At 68.2% G+C, this 17,061-nt stretch carries 14 protein-coding genes and 2 pseudogenes; 8 read left to right on the top strand and 8 right to left on the bottom strand.

The window, feature by feature from the left end; translation table 11 throughout:
• Positions 1-485, top strand: a pseudogene (locus AC2W7M_RS06815) (hypothetical protein); the annotation flags it as partial.
• Positions 486-508: 23 nt separating this feature from the next.
• Entirely contained in the window at positions 509-1,405 is an 897-nt protein-coding gene (locus tag AC2W7M_RS06810; RefSeq protein WP_486131136.1) for a DMT family transporter, read from the top strand.
• A 93-nt stretch (positions 1,406-1,498) separates the two neighbouring features.
• On the opposite strand, the gene AC2W7M_RS06805 is transcribed toward AC2W7M_RS06810, so the two are convergent.
• From AC2W7M_RS06805 to AC2W7M_RS06775, 7 genes are all read right to left on the bottom strand, one after another.
• Entirely contained in the window at positions 1,499-2,374 is an 876-nt protein-coding gene (locus AC2W7M_RS06805) for a Bug family tripartite tricarboxylate transporter substrate binding protein (protein WP_486131134.1), read from the bottom strand.
• A 172-nt stretch (positions 2,375-2,546) separates the two neighbouring features.
• Entirely contained in the window at positions 2,547-4,331 is a 1,785-nt protein-coding gene (locus AC2W7M_RS06800) for a thiamine pyrophosphate-binding protein (protein ID WP_486131132.1), read from the bottom strand.
• 120 nt (positions 4,332-4,451) lie between these two features.
• Positions 4,452-4,949 (bottom strand): (2Fe-2S)-binding protein, encoded by a 498-nt coding sequence (locus AC2W7M_RS06795; protein WP_486131130.1) that lies wholly within the window; start codon positions 4,947-4,949, stop codon positions 4,452-4,454.
• A 1-nt stretch (position 4,950) separates the two neighbouring features.
• Positions 4,951-7,260: a xanthine dehydrogenase family protein molybdopterin-binding subunit gene (locus AC2W7M_RS06790; RefSeq protein WP_486131128.1), complete on the bottom strand. Its 2,310-nt coding sequence runs from the start codon at positions 7,258-7,260 to the stop codon at positions 4,951-4,953.
• Positions 7,260-8,129, bottom strand: a complete 870-nt coding sequence (locus AC2W7M_RS06785) for an FAD binding domain-containing protein (protein WP_486131126.1) — start codon at positions 8,127-8,129, stop codon at positions 7,260-7,262. The genes AC2W7M_RS06790 and AC2W7M_RS06785 overlap by 1 nt, the downstream gene beginning before the upstream one ends.
• Positions 8,126-8,584 (bottom strand): SRPBCC family protein, encoded by a 459-nt coding sequence (locus tag AC2W7M_RS06780; RefSeq protein ID WP_486131125.1) that lies wholly within the window; start codon positions 8,582-8,584, stop codon positions 8,126-8,128. The genes AC2W7M_RS06785 and AC2W7M_RS06780 overlap by 4 nt, the downstream gene beginning before the upstream one ends.
• Positions 8,581-9,396 (bottom strand): alpha/beta fold hydrolase, encoded by an 816-nt coding sequence (locus AC2W7M_RS06775; RefSeq protein WP_486131123.1) that lies wholly within the window; start codon positions 9,394-9,396, stop codon positions 8,581-8,583. Before AC2W7M_RS06775 ends, AC2W7M_RS06780 begins: the two co-directional genes overlap by 4 nt.
• 412 nt (positions 9,397-9,808) lie before the next feature.
• Between AC2W7M_RS06775 and AC2W7M_RS06770 the strand changes: the two genes are divergently transcribed.
• The 4 genes from AC2W7M_RS06770 to AC2W7M_RS06755 all read left to right on the top strand — a co-directional run bounded on the left by AC2W7M_RS06770 (position 9,809) and on the right by AC2W7M_RS06755 (position 15,854).
• On the top strand, positions 9,809-11,269 hold the full coding sequence (locus tag AC2W7M_RS06770; RefSeq protein WP_486131137.1) for an aldehyde dehydrogenase: 1,461 nt from the start codon (positions 9,809-9,811) through the stop codon (positions 11,267-11,269).
• A 190-nt stretch (positions 11,270-11,459) separates the two neighbouring features.
• On the top strand, positions 11,460-12,365 hold the full coding sequence (gcvA, locus tag AC2W7M_RS06765; protein WP_486131121.1) for a transcriptional regulator GcvA: 906 nt from the start codon (positions 11,460-11,462) through the stop codon (positions 12,363-12,365).
• Between the two features lie 754 nt (positions 12,366-13,119).
• Positions 13,120-14,532 (top strand): Do family serine endopeptidase, encoded by a 1,413-nt coding sequence (locus tag AC2W7M_RS06760; protein WP_486131119.1) that lies wholly within the window; start codon positions 13,120-13,122, stop codon positions 14,530-14,532.
• 11 nt (positions 14,533-14,543) lie between these two features.
• Positions 14,544-15,854 (top strand): replication-associated recombination protein A, encoded by a 1,311-nt coding sequence (locus AC2W7M_RS06755; protein ID WP_486131117.1) that lies wholly within the window; start codon positions 14,544-14,546, stop codon positions 15,852-15,854.
• 17 nt (positions 15,855-15,871) lie between these two features.
• Here the strand turns inward: AC2W7M_RS06755 and AC2W7M_RS06750 are convergent, their stop codons facing one another.
• Positions 15,872-16,129 (bottom strand): PepSY domain-containing protein, encoded by a 258-nt coding sequence (locus tag AC2W7M_RS06750; RefSeq protein WP_486131115.1) that lies wholly within the window; start codon positions 16,127-16,129, stop codon positions 15,872-15,874.
• Between the two features lie 233 nt (positions 16,130-16,362).
• Here AC2W7M_RS06750 and crcB point away from each other — a divergent pair, with 233 nt between their 5' ends.
• Complete coding sequence (gene crcB, locus AC2W7M_RS06745; RefSeq protein ID WP_486131113.1) at positions 16,363-16,746, top strand: fluoride efflux transporter CrcB; 384 nt, start codon at positions 16,363-16,365, stop codon at positions 16,744-16,746.
• Positions 16,747-16,845: 99 nt separating this feature from the next.
• Positions 16,846-17,061: pseudogene (locus tag AC2W7M_RS06740) on the top strand (S4 domain-containing protein); the annotation flags it as partial.

The following is a 17,061-nucleotide window of genomic DNA, read 5'->3' as shown; positions in this document are numbered from 1 at the left end:
AGATGCGTCATGACCGGCTCGTCCGTGTCGTCCTGCGTGCCCCGCACAGTCGCCCCGGCGCCGGCTGCGCCAACCGCCGACCCGCTCACCCATGTGGAACTGACCTGGATCGAGAAGCGCACCTGCTGCGGGAAGTGTCGCGCACCCTGCGGCCGGGCCCCGACGCGGGGGCCGCGCTCGACGCGCCCGTCGTGAACTCCATCTGGTTCGACGTGCCGCCCGAAGGCGAGGACGAGTTCGACGCCTGGTACGACACCGAGCACATCCCGCTGCTCATGCGCGCGCCCGACTGGCTGATGGTGCGCCGCTTCAGCGTGGCGGCGCGCGCCCCGTTCCCGGCCACGCGCCTCTCTTTGCACTACATCGCCCGGGAAGAGGCATTGGCCTCGCCCGAGCGGCAGGCCGCCCGCGCCACGCCCTGGCGCGACTTTCTCGCCCGCCGGGACTGGTTCAAGCCCCGCACCCGCGTGTTCCGCCGCCTGTGAGCGGCGCCGCCCAAGGAGCCCCCATGCAACAGGACGAGCGGAAGGGCATCTTGCTGATGATGCTCGCCATGGCGACGCTGATCGGCAACGATACCCTGCTGAAGCTCGCGGCACAGACCCTCACGGTTGGGCAGACGCTGTTCATCCGCGGCCTGGTCCTGGTGCCGCTGCTCGGCATCCTGGCCCTGCGCGCGGGCGCACTGTCGCGTCCCCGCGATGCCATCCACCCGGTGGTGCTGCTGCGCACGGTGGGCGAGGTGCTGTTCATCTCCTTCTACATCTCGGCGCTGGTGCACCTGCCCATCGGCGACGCCACCGCCATTCTCATGCTGGCCCCGGTCCTGGCGACGCTCGGCGCGGCCGTGGCGTTCCGCGAGCCGGTGGGCGCGTGGCGCTGGACCGCGGTTCTGGTGTCGTTCGCGGCGGTGATCCTGGTGATCCGGCCCACCGTCGAGGGCTTCGATCCCTGGCTGCTGGTGGCGGCGCTGGGCATGATCTGCGCCGTGGTGCGCGACCTTGCGGCGCGCCGCCTGCCGCCCGGCTGCTCCACCTCGCTCGCGGCCCTGGTGGCGGCGGCGGGGGTCAGCGTGTTCTCGCTCGGCCTGATGCTGTTCGAGGGGCTGCGCGGGTTCGATCTCACCGGCGTCGCCTATGCGGTGGCGGCGGGCGTGGTGGCCACCGTCGCCTTCAATGCCATGATCGGCGCCATGCGCGCGGCCAATGTCGCGGTGGTGATGCCGTTCCGTTATTCCTGCATCGTCTGGGCGATGGCGATCCAGGTGCTGGTGTTCGGCGTGGTGCCGGACTGGATCGCCTTGACCGGCGTCGGCTTCCTGCTGCTGGTCGGCGCTATTTCCTATGCGCGCGAGCGGGCGCTGCGCCGCAAGGCCGATCTCGCCGCGGCCGCCGCCTCCGCCTGACGCGAACCGGCCACAAAAGACGCCGCGCCTCTGCGGCACGCGGCTTGCGAGGGTGATGAGGGGCGCGCCTGCTGGGCGCGCCCCTTTTTGCGGTCAGTTCACGCCGACCTTCGCCTGCTCCACGATCTTCTTGAACTGCTCGCGCTCCTTCTTGAGGCGGGCGGCGAACTCCGCCGACGTGGAGGGCTGCGGCGCAGCGCCCACCGCGCCGAGCTTCTGTTTCACCTCGGGCATGGCCAGCACCTCGGCGATGTCCTTCTGGATCTTGTCGACGATCGGCTGCGGCGTGCCGGCGGGTGCGAACAGGCCGGCCCACTGGGTGGTCGAGACGTTGGGGACGCCGCTCTCCTGGAGGGTCGGCAGATCCGGGGCGACCGCCACGCGCTTGCCGTCGGTGACGGCGAGCATCTTCACGCGGCCGGAATCCACGAACGGCTTGGCGGAGGAATAAGCGAGCACGCCGAGCGGCACCTCGCCGCCGGCCACGGCGGTCGCCGCCGGGGCGCCGCCCTTGTAGCCGATATGCCGGATCTTGGCGCCCGATTCGATGGCGATCCATTCCCCGGTGAGGTGGTTGAGGGTGCCGGTTGCCGGCGAGGCGTAGTCGAGTTCCGTGGTCTTCGCCTTCGCCAGGAAGTCCTTCATCGAGGAAATGCCGGAATTGGCGTTCGCCACCAGCACGATGGGCGTGTCGGTGATGGTGATGATCGGGATAAAGTCCTTCTCCATCGAATAGTTGGCGGTCTTGAAGATCAACTCGTTGATGATGCTCACGCCGGCCTCGGCGCCGAGCAAGGTGTAGCCGTCGGGCGTGGCCTTGGCGGCCGCCTGGGCGGCGATCATGCCGCTGGCGCCGGCGCGGTTCTCGATCACCACCGGCTGGCCCCACTTCTGCTGCAGCCGCTCGCCCACCACACGGGCGGCGATGTCGACGATGCCGCCCGGCGCGAACGGCACCAGGATGGTCACGGCGCGGGTGGGATAGTCCTGCGCGGATGCTGCGCCGGCAAAACAGGAAGGTCGCGGCCAAGCCGCTGCGATCTGGCGTTTTCATGTCCCTCTCCTTTTTCGGGTTGTCCTCCTTGGGGCCGGGCCTCTGGCGTCCGGCCCCCGTCTTGCGGCGCCTTCTTCAGGGGCGCCGTTACGCGCCGCGCGACAGGGGGGCGCTGGCGTAGCCCGCCGCCACGTGAACGTCGATCAGATAGGGCTTGCCCGCCGCCACGTGATCGAGGCCGCGGGCGATCGCCGCCTCCATCTCCGCATGCGTGCGCACCGGACCCTCGGCCGCCACGCCCTGGGCGCGGGCGATGGCGGCGAGGTCCACCATGGGCTCGTCCATGCGCTGGCCGATCCAGCGGTTCTCCACCGGCCGGGCGCGGATCTTGGCCACCGCCTCCTGGTGCAGCTCGTCGTTGAAGTTCGAGCGGTTGTTAGAGACGATGAACAGCGCCGGCAGTTCGTAATGGGCGGCCGTCCAGAGGGCGGTGACGCCCTGGAGGAAGTCGCCGTCGCCCAGCACCGAGACCACCTCGCGGCCCTTGTCCTTGAGCGCCAGCGCCGCGCCCACCGTGATGCCGGGACCGGCGGCGAGGCCCGCCCCGCCGTCATGGCCGAGGAAGTCCAGCGGATCGCGGAACTCATAGACGTCGCCGGCCCAGCCGATGGTCACATGGGCGAGCGAGAAGGGGCGGTCGCCGCGCGCCTTGGAGAGCGCCACCTCGATGTCGCGCGGGGCGATCTCGTCGCCCGGCTTGCCCTTGTAGGCGGCCTCGGCGCGCGGCGCGCGCTCGGGCTTCGATGCAGCGGCCTTGGCGCCCTTGGCGAGGCGCGCCTCCACCTCGGCGAGGAGCTGGGCGACGAACCGGTCCGGGCTCGCCAGCACCGGCACGTCCACCGGCGGCAGGGCGAAATAGTCCATGCTCCAGCCGCGATGGAGGTTGGCGTCGAGCGAGACGTGCACCAGCTTCGCCGGGATCGACGCGGTGTCGCGCGTCACCTGCATCAGGAAGCCGTTGAAGTCGGCCCAGTCGAGGCTGACGATCACGTCCGCCGCCCGCACCTGGTCCTTGGCGGCGGGGGTGAGCCAGTAGCAGGGCGGCACCACGTGGTTCGGGTGCTCGGTCGGGAACGCCGCGCGCTCGCGCAGCGAGGTCATGACGCGGGCGTTCAGCAGCTCGGCGAGCTTCACCCGCGCGTCCCACGCCTCCTGCGCCCGCGAGCCGCGGCCGAACAGCAGCAGCGGCGCCTTGGCGGACAGCAGCAGATCGGCGACCTGGGACACCGTCGCGTCGTCCGCGCTCGGCGGCGGGGCGAGTTGGTAGCGCTCCACCGGGGGCAAGGCGATGGGCTTGGCGAGCTTCTGCTCCTGGAGCCCGGCATCGAGGCAGATATAGACCGGCGCCCGCGGCTCCATGTGGGTGAGCTGCGCGCCGCGCAGGAACGCCTCGACGATGCCTTCGGGCGAACGCGGCTCGTCGTCCCACTTGATATAGTCGCGCAGCAGCGCGCCCTGGTCCTTGGCGGTGTGGATCCAGTCGATCCAGGGCCGGCGCATCTCCGGCGCGATCGGGCCGGTGGCGCCGAGGATCATCATCGGCATGCGGTCGCAATAGGCGTTGAACACACCCATCAGCCCGTGCATCAGGCCGACATTGGAATGCAGCACCGCGCCCATGGCCTTGTCGGTGGCCTTGGCGTAGCCGTGGGCGATGGAGACCACGTGGTCCTCGTGCATGCACAGAAGCATCTTGGGCGTCTCGTTGCCCAGGAAGTTCACAAGGCTGTCGTGCAGGCCGCGATAGCTGGCGCCGGGGTTCAGGGCCACATAGTCGATGCCGAGCTGGCGCAGCATGGCCGCCGCGACGTCGCTGCCCCAAGCAAGTTCAGCCGGTGCGTTGGACGCCACCGGCACTTCGTTCCTCTTCATCCGTTTCCTCCCCGGGGATCGCGGCGGGCCTCATGAATTGGCGCTGGCCTGCCTGCGTCCCGATCTGGTGTTGCGATGGGCCTGGACCTCTCCTTCGGCTGGCGTCGCGCTCCGGGCGGCTCAGGACGCCTTGTCGAGCCGCGCCTCGCTCTTGCGGCGGGCGGCGAGCTGCACCGCGGCGACCACTTCCGGATAGGTGCCGCAGCGGCACAGGTTTCCGGAGAGATAGTGGCGGATGAGGTCCTCGTCGGGGTCCGGATGCTCCTCCAGGAGCCGCTCGGTCATCATGATGAAGCCGGGCGTGCAGAAGCCGCACTGGAAGGCGCCGGCCTCGATGAAGGCCTGCTGGACGACGCTCGGCACGCCGCCGCGGGCGAGGCTTTCCACGGTCTCCACCCGCGTGCCTTCGAGGAACGCGGCGAGGAACAGGCATCCGGAGACCGGATCGCCGTCCACCCGCACGGTGCAGCAGCCGCACAGGCCCTGGCCGCAGCTCTCGCGGGCGCCGAACAGGCCGAACTCGTTTTGGAGCACTTCCACAAGGGTGTGATGCGGCGCGATCCGGGCCGTGACCGGCCGGCCGTTGAGGGTGAAGCTGATGGTGCTGAGGTCGGCCATCTCAGAACTCCTCGAGCGGCTGGTTCGCGGCGGCGCGCATGGCGCGGTAGACCGCCTCGGGGGTGATGGGCAGGGAGGTGATGCGTACGCCCACCGCGTCCTCGATGGCATTGGCAATGGCCGGGGAGACGCCGAACGTGGCGCTCTCGCCCACGCCCTTGGCGCCGAACGGGCCGGAATGCTGGGTCGCCACCACCGCCTCGCTCTCCATGAGCGGCGGAATGTCGAGGATGGAGGGGATCTTGTAGTCCGCGAGCGAGGCGTTGGTGACCTGGCCCGCGTCCAGCTCCATCTTCTCCGACATGGTGAAGCCGTACTGCATCACGGCGGCGCCGGAGATCTGGGTCTCCACCACCTTCGGGTTCAGCGGCGTGCCCACGTCGCACACATTGACCATGCGGGTGACGGTGACGTGGCCGGTCTCGGTGTCCACCTCGATCTCCACCGCTGTCGCGCCGATCATCCAGAACGGGGTGACGTTGTCGGAGAGGCCGGTGTCGTGGTCCGGCGACTTGTAGGTGGGGATGAAGGAGCCGATGCCGATCACGTTGCCGGCCTGCATGCCGTAGCGTTTCTTGAACAGCTGATCGACCGGGATGTTGCTGCGCTCCGGCAGGCCCAGCTCGGCGGCGAGATCGTCCAGCTTCTTCTTCGCGTCCTCGGCGGCGAGGCGCACCGCATTGCCCATGTGGAAGGTGGAGCGCGAGCCCAGGGTCGCCATGTCGTAGGGCGTCACGTCCGTGTCCGGCCGCACCACGCACACGCTTTCGGCGGGCACGTTCAGCACCTCGGCGACGATCTGCGCCATGGCGGTGTCGGAGCCCTGGCCCATGTCCACCGTGCTCGAATAGAGCGTCACCGAGCCGTCCGCCGACACGTTGACGATAGCGACCGAGGTGGTGGGCGAGATGGACGCCTTGAAGCCGATGGCAATGCCGCGACCGCGCCGGATGGTGCCGGTGCCGCGGTCGAACGGCGCCGTCCAGCCGATGCGCTCGGCGGTGCGCTCCAGCACCTCGGGGATGGCGGCGTCCTTCATCACCGTGCCGGTGGCGTGCGGGCGGCCGTCGCGCAGGATGTTCCTGCGGCGGAACTCCACCGGATCCATGCCGATGCCGCGGGCGATCAGGTCGGTGTGGCTCTCATAGGCCCACACCAATTGCGGGATGCCGAAGCCGCGCAGGGCGCCGGCCGGCGGGCGGTTGGTGTAGACCGCGACCGATTCCAGATAGACGTTGTCGATGTCGTAGGGGCCGGCCGCGGTGAAGCCGGACTTCTGCGTCACGCGCGGGCCGATGTCCGCATAGGCGCCGCCGTTCCACCACACGTCGCAGCGCCGGGCGATGACCTTGCCGTGGGCGTCGACGCCGCTCTTGATGCGGAACGTCGTGGCGTGCTTGGTGATGGTGTAGAACTGCTCTTCCATGGTCAGCGCCACCCGCACCGGGCGGCCTGCATGGAGGGCGAGGGCCGCGGCCAGCGCCTCCAGCTTGATGTACAGCTTGGCGCCGAAGCCACCGCCCAGATGGCTGGTCTTCACGCGGATGCGGTTCTCCGGCCACTTCAGCAGGCGCGCCATCTCGATGCGCACGAAGGACGGGCTCTGCGAGGCGGTGTAGATGGTGAGCCCGGCGCTGGTGGGCTCGGCCACCGAGATCATGGGCTCGAACGGCGTGTGCATCACCTGCTGGGTGGTGAAGTCGTGCTCGAACACGTGGGCGGCCTGCGCGAAGGCGGCTTCCGCGTCGCCCCGGATCAGCCGGTAGTCCAGCGCCACGTTGGTGTTGCGCTTGCCCTCCAGATGCTTGAGGTCCGGGAAGGTGCCGGCGGGCTTCAGCGTCTCGTGCACGTAGACGTTGGAGGTCGCCGCTTCCACCTCGTCATAGACGGCGGGCAGTTCCTCATAGTCCACCAGCACCAATTGGGCGGCGGCATCGGCGATGTGGGGATCGAGCGAGAGCACCACGCACACCGGCTCGCCCACATAGCGCACCTTGCCGTCGGCGAGGATCGGCTGGTCGTGGAAGGCCGGGCCGAAATAGGGCTCGGGAATGAGGGTGCGGATGTCGGCGCACGTCACCACCGAATGGACGCCGGGCACCGCCGCCGCCTCCTCGGTGTGGATGGCGAGGATGCGCCCGTGGGCCACGGTGGAGCGCACGATCTTGGCGTGCAGCATGCCGGGCAGGCGCAGATTGTGGGTGTAGTCCTCGCGGCCCGTGACCTTGGCGAGGGATTCCAGGCGCGGCACCGCGCGCCCCACCTGGCCGTTGGGCATGAGCGGATGGGTCTTGAGCTGGGTCACCGACATCAGGCCGCTCCCTCGGCTGCGAGTGCCTTTCTGAGGGCGCGGGCGACGTTCACGCGCACCAGCTGGGTCTTGTAGGGGGCCGAGCCGCGGACGTCGGACGTCACCTCGGCGGCCCTGGCGGCGGCCTCGCCGGCGGCGCGGAACGCCTCCTCGCCGATCGGCGCGCCCTTGAGGGCGGCTTCGGCATCGCTCATGCGGGTCGGCGTCTCCACCGCGGCGCTCAGGACGATGCGGGCATCCTGGATGGTGCCGCCCGCAACCTGAAGCGAGACCGCGACGCCGAGCGCCGGCCAGTCATGGGCCGAGCGGGTGGTGCACTTCACATAGGCCGAGCGCCGGCCGGCCTGCGCCGGAACCGAGAGGCCGGAGATCAATTCGCCCGGTTCGAGCGCGGTCTCGTAATAGCCGCGGAACAGCTCGGCGAGCGCGATGGTGCGGCTGCCGGAGGGACCGGTCGCGGTGATCTCGGCGCCGAGCGCCATCAGCACCGGCGGCAGGTCCATGTGCGGGTCGGCATGGGCAAGATTGCCGCCCACCGTCGCCACGTTGCGCACCCGCACATTGGAGAGCACGGGAAAGGTATCGGCGAGCACCGGGAAGGCGGCGCGCACCGCCTGCGAGCGCTCCAGCTGGCCCAGGCGCACGAGCGCGCCGGCCTGAAGCGCACCATCGGCGCTCACGGTGAACTCGGAAAAGCGCGGCTCCACCTTGCGCAGGCTGACGAGCTTGGAGGGCTGGAACACGCCCGACTTCATCATCAGCATCATCGCCGTGCCGCCGGAGACGGGGCGGCAGGTCGGATCTTCGGGGTCGATGAGGCGCACCGCCTCCTCGAACGAGGCCGGCTCCGCGAGATCGAACGGGATCATGCCGCTTCTCCCTTTTCGCCGAAGGCCTTGCGCAGGTTCTCGGTGAAGCTGCGCTCCATCTCGCGCGCCTTGGACTTCAGCACCGGCTGGCCGAGCGCGCCGAGCTTGCCCGCCAGCGCCACTTCGATGGCGTAGGCGATGCCGGTGCTGGCACCGCGATCGTCGAGGTTCGCCTTGGCGGTGCCGGTGAGGCGGCCGACCACGCCGGACGGCACGCCCTCCACCTTCGCCTCGATGACGCCGGGCGCCTCCATCTTCGTCACCTCGACGGAGACGTCGAACTTGAAGCGGATGTAGGCGACCTTGGTTTCCATCACCGCGGTGTAGTGGGTGGGGTCGATCTCGTTCAGGTCGCGCACGCCCTCGACGCAGGAAGCGAAGAAGCGGGCGTCCTTCAATTTGTCGAACACCACGGCGCGCGGGGCGCCGACCTCGATCTCTCCGGTAAAGATCATCGCGCGGGCACCTCCGCCAGAAGCGCGGTGAGCATCTCCGCGATGGTGTCCGGCACCTCCAGCGGCGTGAAATGGCGCGCCCCGGCAATAATGCTCATGCGGGCGCCGGGAATGGCCTCGGCCATGGCCTGCGCCATGGCGGGCGGGGTGGCGTAGTCCTCTTCCCCCACCACGATCCGCACCGGCATGCGGAACAGCGGCAGCGCGGCGACCTTGTCGCACGCGCCGAGCATGCGGCAGGTGCGGCCATAGGCGTCCACGTCGTTGGCGAGGAACACCTTGATGGCAGCGTCCACCACGTCCGGGTGCGCCTCGCGGAAGGCGTCGCCGAACCAACGCGTCTTCTGGAACGGCACGAGCGCGGCCATGCCGCCTTCCTTCGCCTTCATGGCCCGCTCTTCCCAGGCGGCGACGGCGTCGGCGCCGTAGCCGGCGGTGGTGTCGATGAGGCCGAGGGCGTCGGTGCGATCGGGATAGGCCGCGGCAAACGCGATGCTCACGCAGCCGCCCATGGAAGCGCCGGCCACCGCCGCGCTGCGCCAGCCGATATCGTCCATCACGGCCGCGAGGTCGTCCGCGAACTGCTCCACGGTATAGTCGGTTGCGGGCTTGTCGGAGGCACCGTGGCCGCGGCAGTCGATGGTTAGCACGTCCGCGTTCGGCAGCAAGGCGGGCACCACGCGGTCCCAGAAGCTGCGGTCCATCGCCAAGGAGTGGATGAGGGCAATGCGCCGGTCGCCCGCTCCGGTGTGGAGGGAATAGGCGATGCCCGCGCCGTCCCGCGCGGTGGTCCGTCCGTTGGTCTGCGCCATGGGTGCTGTCTGGCCTCGGCTTCCTGCGGGCGGCCGATCGGCCCGCCATCTGTCGCATCAGGCCGGAAACGTCAGGAAATACATAAACTTCCTGGATGGATTTCAGCCTTCGCGACCTTGGAGCCTTTATAGGCAGCGGGCCTTGTGTCGACCAAAGGATGGTTTCTCATGTGCGCCATGAGGAAGTTTCATTGACGGCGCCTATAGCCCTCATCGCGCGCGCCATGAGAAAATCTTGGACGGCCATGCAAAACCGTCATTTGCGCCGGGGGGCCTGCGACACGGTACTAGGCCCCGGAATGAGAGAGCGGAGGCGCAGCCTGAGGCCGCGCCATCCGCACGTGGTGCGTCGCATCCGGCGCGCCTTCAGGGAGAAGACCTCATGGATCAGAAGGTGACCGAAGCCGCGCCGATCCGGCATTACGGCCTTTATATCGACGGCCAGGAGAAGCCCGCCCCGCGGCAGATGGACAGCCTCAACCCCTATACCGGGAAAGTCTGGGCGGTGGTGCCGGACGGCACCGAGGCGGACATGGATGCGGCGGTCGCCGCCGCGCGCCACGCGTTCGACGAGGGGCCGTGGGGCAAGATGACCGCCACCCAGCGCGGCGCCCTCATGCGCAAGCTCGGCGACATCATCGCCCGCGACGCCGAGGAACTGGCGCGCATCGAGTGCAACGACAACGGCAAGCTCTATCGCGAGATGCTCGGGCAGTGGAAGTACATTCCCGAGTATTTCTATTATTATGCCGGCATGGCGGACAAGCTGCAGGGCGACGTGGTGCCCTCCGACCGGCCGAACTTCTTCATCTATACGCGGCGTGAGCCGATCGGCGTGGTGGGCGCCATCACGCCCTGGAACTCGCCCGGCCTTCTTCTTGTGTTCAAGCTCGCGCCGGGCCTCGCCGCCGGCTGCACCTTCGTGGTGAAGCCGTCCGAGCACACCCCGGTGTCGACCCTGGAGCTGGGCAAGCGGTTCGAGGAGGCGGGCTTCCCGCCCGGCGTCTACAACGTGGTGACGGGCCAGGGGTCCATCGGCGCGCATCTCGTCAAGCACCCGGACATCGACAAGCTCGCCTTCACCGGCGCCACCTCCACCGGCAAGCGCATCGCCGCCTCGGCGGCGGAGAACCTCACGCGGGTGTCGCTGGAGCTGGGCGGCAAGTCGCCGAACATCGTGTTCGAGGACGCCGATATCGACGTCGCCGCCAACGGCGCCATTGCCGGCATCTTCGGCGCCTCGGGGCAGACCTGCATGGCCGGCTCGCGCCTGCTGGTGCAGGAGAGCGTCCACGACGCGCTGCTGGAGCGCATCGTCGCCCGCACCCGCGAGATCCGCCTCGGCAATCCGCTCGACGACGCCACCGAGATGGGGCCGGTGGCCAACGAGCCCCAGTTCAAGAAGGTGCTGGAATATATCGACATCGCCAAAAGCGAGGGGGCGCAGGTCTGCTATGGCGGCCAGGGCGATCCCACCCTCGGCGGCTATTTCGTGCAGCCGACCGTGCTGGCGGGCGTGAACAACGACATGCGCATCGCCCGCGAGGAGGTGTTCGGGCCGGTGCTCTCGGTCATCAAGTTCAAGGACGAGGCGGAGGCGATCCGCATCGCCAACGACACCCGCTTCGGCCTCGCCGCCGCCGTGTGGACGCAGAACGTGCACCGTGCCCACCGCGTGGCGCACCAGCTGCGCGCCGGCACGGTGTGGATCAACGCCTACCGCGTGGTGTCCTTCGCCACCCCCTTCGGCGGCTTCAAGGAGAGCGGGCTCGGGCGCGAGAACGGCACCGACTCGATCCGCGAATACACCGAGACCAAGTCGGTCTATGTGGAGCTGACCGGCGAGCCGCGCGACCCCTTCAAGCTCGGCTGAGCCTTTCATCCGCGACGGTCCAGCGCCGGCCGGCCCCGCAGGGCTGGCCGGCTTTTTCGTCCGGCCGCCGTGTCGCGGCATGCGGGGCAGGGCCGCCCGGCGCGGATGCGCTTTGCCGCGCGCTGATGTAAGGAAGGCTCTCCAGGGGAGGCCGCCCGACGGGGCGGATCACAAAAGAGGCGCAAGACCGGTGCGCAGGCATCTGCCCTCCATGAGGGCGCTCCAGGCGTTCGAGGCGGCCGCGCGGCACCTCAATTTCACCCGTGCCGCGGTGGAGCTGAACCTCACCCAGACGGCGATCAGCCACCAGATCAGGAATCTCGAGGAGACGCTGGACATCCAGCTGTTCTCGCGCGACGGCGGCCGGCTGCGGCTGACCGCCGCCGGCGAGCAGTATGTGGCGGCGGCGCGCCTGGTGATCTCCGAGATTTCGCTCGCCACCGATCGCGCCAGCCACGAGCAGCGCGACGACACGCTCACCATCGGCTGCCTCGGCACGTTCGAGATCAAGAGCCTGTTGCCGCACATCAGCGAGTTCCAGGAGCGGCATCCGGACCTCTCGCTGCGCTTCAAGACCATCATCCCGAACGCGCCGCCGGCGCGGCCGGACTATGACGTGTCGATCCAGTACGGCGTCGGCGACTGGCCGGGCATGACCGCCTACAAGCTGGGCGAGGAGGAGGTGTTCCCGGTCTGCAGCCCGCGCCTTCTGGAGCGGGACCCAGAACTCAAGCAGCCGGCGGACCTCGCGCGCCACACCATCATCCGCACCGGCTCGCCGCTGCTGGTGCGCGACGACTGGCCGTTCTGGCTCGACCGGGCGGGCGTTCCCGGCCTCGGCTTTGCGCGCGAGATCACCTGCGACCTGCTCTATCCCGCCTTCCAGGCGGCGATCGAGGGGCTCGGCATCGTCATGGGCCGCTCGGCGGTGGTGCGGCACGACATCTCGCGCGGCCTGCTGGTGGAGCCATTCAGCATCCGCCTGCATTCGCCCTCGGCCTATTACCTCGTGGTGCCGCAGGCGCGGGAGAACCTCGCCAAGGTGGTGGCGTTCCGCGACTGGGTGCTGAAGGCGCTGCTGCGCAAGATCGCGTGAGCGGAGAGGGGCGACCGCTCCGTTCGAGCAATTGGGGGGCGCTCGATTGGCAGGCGTTTGTGCATCGACACGTCTGATGAAGCATATTATCGTTATAGCACCATAAGATCTACGCACTGTTTCTCGCGAATAGTGGTCAATGTGATGATTTTTCAGCCCTAAATCTCCTTTAGAATTAATTGTATGGACAAAAGCATAAGTTATTATTTATAATGAGTATATACTATTTATTCTTTATGCAGATTGTTTCTATGAAAATAGAATATATTGTACTTCTAACACAAACATGCCTATTGTACAATGCGATATATTTAAGTCATATTGACATCAATAATATATCAAGAAAAGAACTCGATATAAAAATTTTGGGATTTAATATATTTATATTAGCGATAATAGATAACGAGCGTAACTATGAATATTTCAAATATGGAGTTTCCGTATCTAGTGTATTTCAAATCGTGGCGGAATCGCTTGGATTTCTATTTATTTGTCGATTTGTGATACGTAAAATTGATTACGCATTGGGCATTGCATAATTTGGGCCACGATGCGGCAAGTGTGCCTGCCCTTCTTCCGGTCACGTGCTGGTGACACGCGCTGCGCCATATAGGTTTCCCTAGGCAGCCCAAGCCTTGTGCGGGACTACAGACCACCCCCGGTAGACGCCGCGCCGGCTCTGGCGCAAAAGAGGGCGCGGAACCGGTGCCGGGCGGGGCGGCTCCATGCAAGAGGGTGTGGGATGAGAGGATCGATGCTGGTCGCGGGCGCCTTCGGCTGCGCCCTCGCTCTGGCTGCGGGCGGCGCCTTCGCGCAGCCGGCGCAGCCGCGTGTGCCAACCTCCCGTGCCGAGGTGCAGCTGTCCTTCGCCCCCGTGGTGGCCAAAAGCGCGCCGGCGGTGGTCAACGTCTATGCCCTGAAGGAGCAGCGCGCCCGCAACCCCCTGTTCGACGACCCGTTCTTCCGCCGCTTCTTCGGCAATCGCGGCGCGCCCGGGCTCGGCGCGCCGGAGCGGATGCAGCGCTCGCTCGGCTCCGGCGTGATCGTCGACGCTTCTGGGTTGGTAGTAACTAACTACCACGTGATCGAGCAGGCGGATGAAATCCGCATCGCCCTCAACGACCGGCGTGAATACGAGGCGGAAATCCTGCTGCGCGACCAGCGCACGGACCTCGCGGTGCTGCGCATCAAGCGCGAGGGCAAGGAGACGTTCCCGATCATCGAACTGGGCAATTCGGACGAGGTGGCGGTGGGCGATATCGCGCTCGCCATCGGCGATCCCTTTGGCGTCGGCCAGACGGTGACGCAGGGCATCATCTCCGCGCTCGCCCGCACCCAGGCGGGCATCTCCGACTACCAGTTCTTCATCCAGACCGACGCCGCCATCAATCCCGGCAATTCGGGCGGCGCGCTGGTGGACATGGCGGGGCGGCTGATCGGCATCAACACCGCGATCTATTCCCGCTCCGGCGGCTCCCACGGCATCGGCTTCGCCATTCCCGTGAACATGGCGCGGGTGGTGATCGAGCAGGCCAAGAGCGGCGGCAAGGCGGTGCGGCGCCCCTGGCTCGGTGCCTCGCTTCAGCGGGTGACGGCCGAGCTTGCCGAGGGCCTCGGCCTGCAGCGGCCCTCGGGCGTGCTCGTGACCTCGGTGGTGGAGGGCGGCCCGGCCGCCAAGGCGGGGCTGCGCAGCGGCGACCTCATCGTCGCCGTGGAAGGCCAGGCGGTGGACGACCCGCAGTCGCTCAACTACCGCCTCGCGACCCGCCCCATCGGCGGCAAGGCGGCGTTCGCCATCGCCCGCTCGGGCAAGGACATGGCGCTGGTGGTGGTGCTGGAAGGCGCGCCGGAGACCGTACCGCGCGAGGAGATCGTGCTGAAGGCGCGCTCGCCCTTCGCCGGCGCCACGGTGGTGAACCTCTCGCCCGCCGTGGCGGAGGAGCTCAGGGTCGATTTCGGCGCCACGGGCGTGGTCATCTACGACGTGGACGACACCAGCGCCGCCGCCGCCGCCGGCTTCAAGGCCGGCGACGTGATCGTGGAGGTGAACGGCCAGAAGATGCTGCGCACGCGCGACCTGGACATCGCCATCCGCACCCCGCAGCGCGCTTGGCGCGTGGTGGTGGTGCGCGGCGGGCGCGCCATCTCCGCCGTCCTGCCGGGCTGAAGGGCAGGGCGATGGCGGACCTGTTCCAGGCGGCGGGGCTCGGAGCCGAGGTCGCCCGACCGCTCGCCGACCGCCTGCGGCCGACCGTGCTCGCCGAGGTGGTGGGGCAGGACCATCTGGTGGGCCCGGACGGCGTGCTCTCGCGCATGCTGGAGACCCGGTCGCTCGGCTCGCTCATCCTCTGGGGGCCGCCAGGCACCGGCAGACCACGGTGGCGCGGCTCTCGCCAGCGCCAACCGACCTCGCATTTCGAGCAGATCTCGGCCATCTTCTCGGGCGTCGCCGACCTCAAGAAGGTGTTCGAGCAGGCGCGCGGCCGCCGCCTCACCGGCAAGGCGACGCTGCTGTTCGTGGACGAGATCCACCGCTTCAACCGCGCCCAGCAGGACAGTTTCCTCCCCGTCATGGAGGACGGCACGGTGACGCTGGTGGGCGCCACCACGGAAAATCCCTCGTTCGAGCTCAACGCCGCCTTGCTCTCGCGCGCCCGGGTGCTGGTGTTCAAGGCGCTCGACGCCGAGGCGATCGCGCGCTTGCTCGCCCGCGCCGAGGAGATCGAGGGCAAGGCGCTGCCGCTCACCGAGGAGGCGCGCTTCGCCCTCGTGAACATGGCGGACGGCGACGGGCGCGCCTCGCTCACCTTGGCGGAAGAGGTCTGGCGCGCGGCCCGCCCCGGCGAGGTGTTCGACGTCGCCGGCCTCGCCGAGGTGGTGCAGCGCCGGGCGCCGATCTACGACAAGAGCGAGGACGGTCACTACAACCTCATCTCGGCGCTCCACAAGTCGGTGCGCGGATCGGACCCCGACGCGGCGCTCTATTATCTCGCCCGCATGCTGGACGCCGGCGAGAGCCCGCTGTTCCTCGCCCGCCGCATGGTGCGCATGGCGGTGGAGGATATCGGCAATGCCGACCCGCAGGCGCTGGTGGTGACCAACGCCGCCAAGGAGGCCTACGACTTCCTCGGCTCGCCGGAGGGCGAGCTGGCGCTGGCGCAGGCGGTGGTCTACCTCGCCACGGCGCCGAAATCGAATGCCGTCTACACGGCCTTCTCCGCCGCCAAGCGGGCGGCCAAAGAGGGCGGCTCGCTGATGCCCCCCAAGACCATCCTCAACGCCCCCACCAAGCTGATGAAGGGCGAGGGCTACGGCGCCGGCTACCGCTACGACCACGACGAGCCGGATGCCTTCTCGGGCCAGAACTATTTCCCCGACGCCATCGGCCGGCAGAGCTTCTACCACCCGGTTGAGCGCGGCTTCGAGCGCGAGATCCGGAAGCGCATGGACTACTGGGCGCGCCTGCGCGCCGAGCGCGGGGAAGATTGAGCCGAGAGGATCGTGCCTCAGTCGTCGAGCTTCTTCTCCACCAGCGTCATGTCCGGCTTGAACTTGAAGTCGTAGGTCTTGCCGTCGGCGCAGACCGCGTTGTCCACCTCGAACAGGCCGTCGTCCATTTCCATGATTCCCGGCTGGCACGTGTGGGCGGAGAGGGCTGCCGTGATGTTGGCCCGCTCGTCGTCGGTCACCGGCCGGTCCTCGGCGTAAGCTGCGCCGGCAAAGGCAATGGCGGGGATCGCGACGGCGAGGGCAAATCGGCGCATCGGCGTTTCACTCCTTGATATGGGTGGCGGACCTCTCGCGGACCTGCCGCTGGGACATCCTTGAGGGTCAACGCGCGACCGCAGCCCTGCGTCCCCCGGCGCCGGTCACATTCGCGAGACACGCCCTTCGCCGTTCGCGCGCCGCGCCCAACGAAGGGGTGGCGCAGCGGCGCGTCCGGTGTCATGTCCGCGTCGGTCGAGTGCGCTTCAATGCCTCTGCGAGGGCTTCAGCGATGTATCCTGCCGTGATCGTGTTCCTGGGCGCCGGGGTCGGCGGGGTGCTGCGCCATTTGGTGAACCAATGGGCGCCGCGCCTGTTCGGCACCGGATTCCCGTTCGCGACCTTCCTGGTCAACGTGACCGGGAGCTTCATCATGGGACTGGTCATCGGCTATCTCGCCTTCAAGGACGGCGAGAACTGGACCCAGTCGCTCAGGCTGTTCCTCACCACCGGCGTGCTCGGCGGCTACACCACCTTCTCCACCTTCTCGCTCGACTTCTTCTTTCTGATGGAGCGCGGCGAGCATGGCCTCGCCGCCGCTTATGTGGTCGGCTCGGTCATCGTCGCCTTTCTCGGCGTCTTCGCCGGCATGACGCTGATGCGCGCCATGAGCTGATGGACCATGAGCTGAGGCGCCGCCGCGTGACGGCGCGCGCGCGATGCTCTATTGGTCGGCGCTCATGGGCGGACGGGCCCGAAGGGGAATTTTCCGCTGATGGCGGTCGAACTTAAGACGGTCACGCAGGACGAGGCGGGCATGCGCCTCGACCGCTGGTTCAAGGCCCACTATCCGGACCTCTCCTTCGGGCACCTGCAGAAGCTGGTGCGCACCGGACAGGTGCGGGTCGATGGCGGCCGCGCCAAGACCTCGACCCGCCTCGATCCCGGCCAGACGCGTGCGCGTGCCGCCGCTCGGCGCGGAGGCGGAGCA

Source organism: Xanthobacter sp. BG11Y11_SDJG, assembly GCF_057364445.1.
The sequence above is the reverse complement of the archived record's forward strand: the minus strand, read 5'-3'. Positions and strand labels throughout refer to the sequence as shown.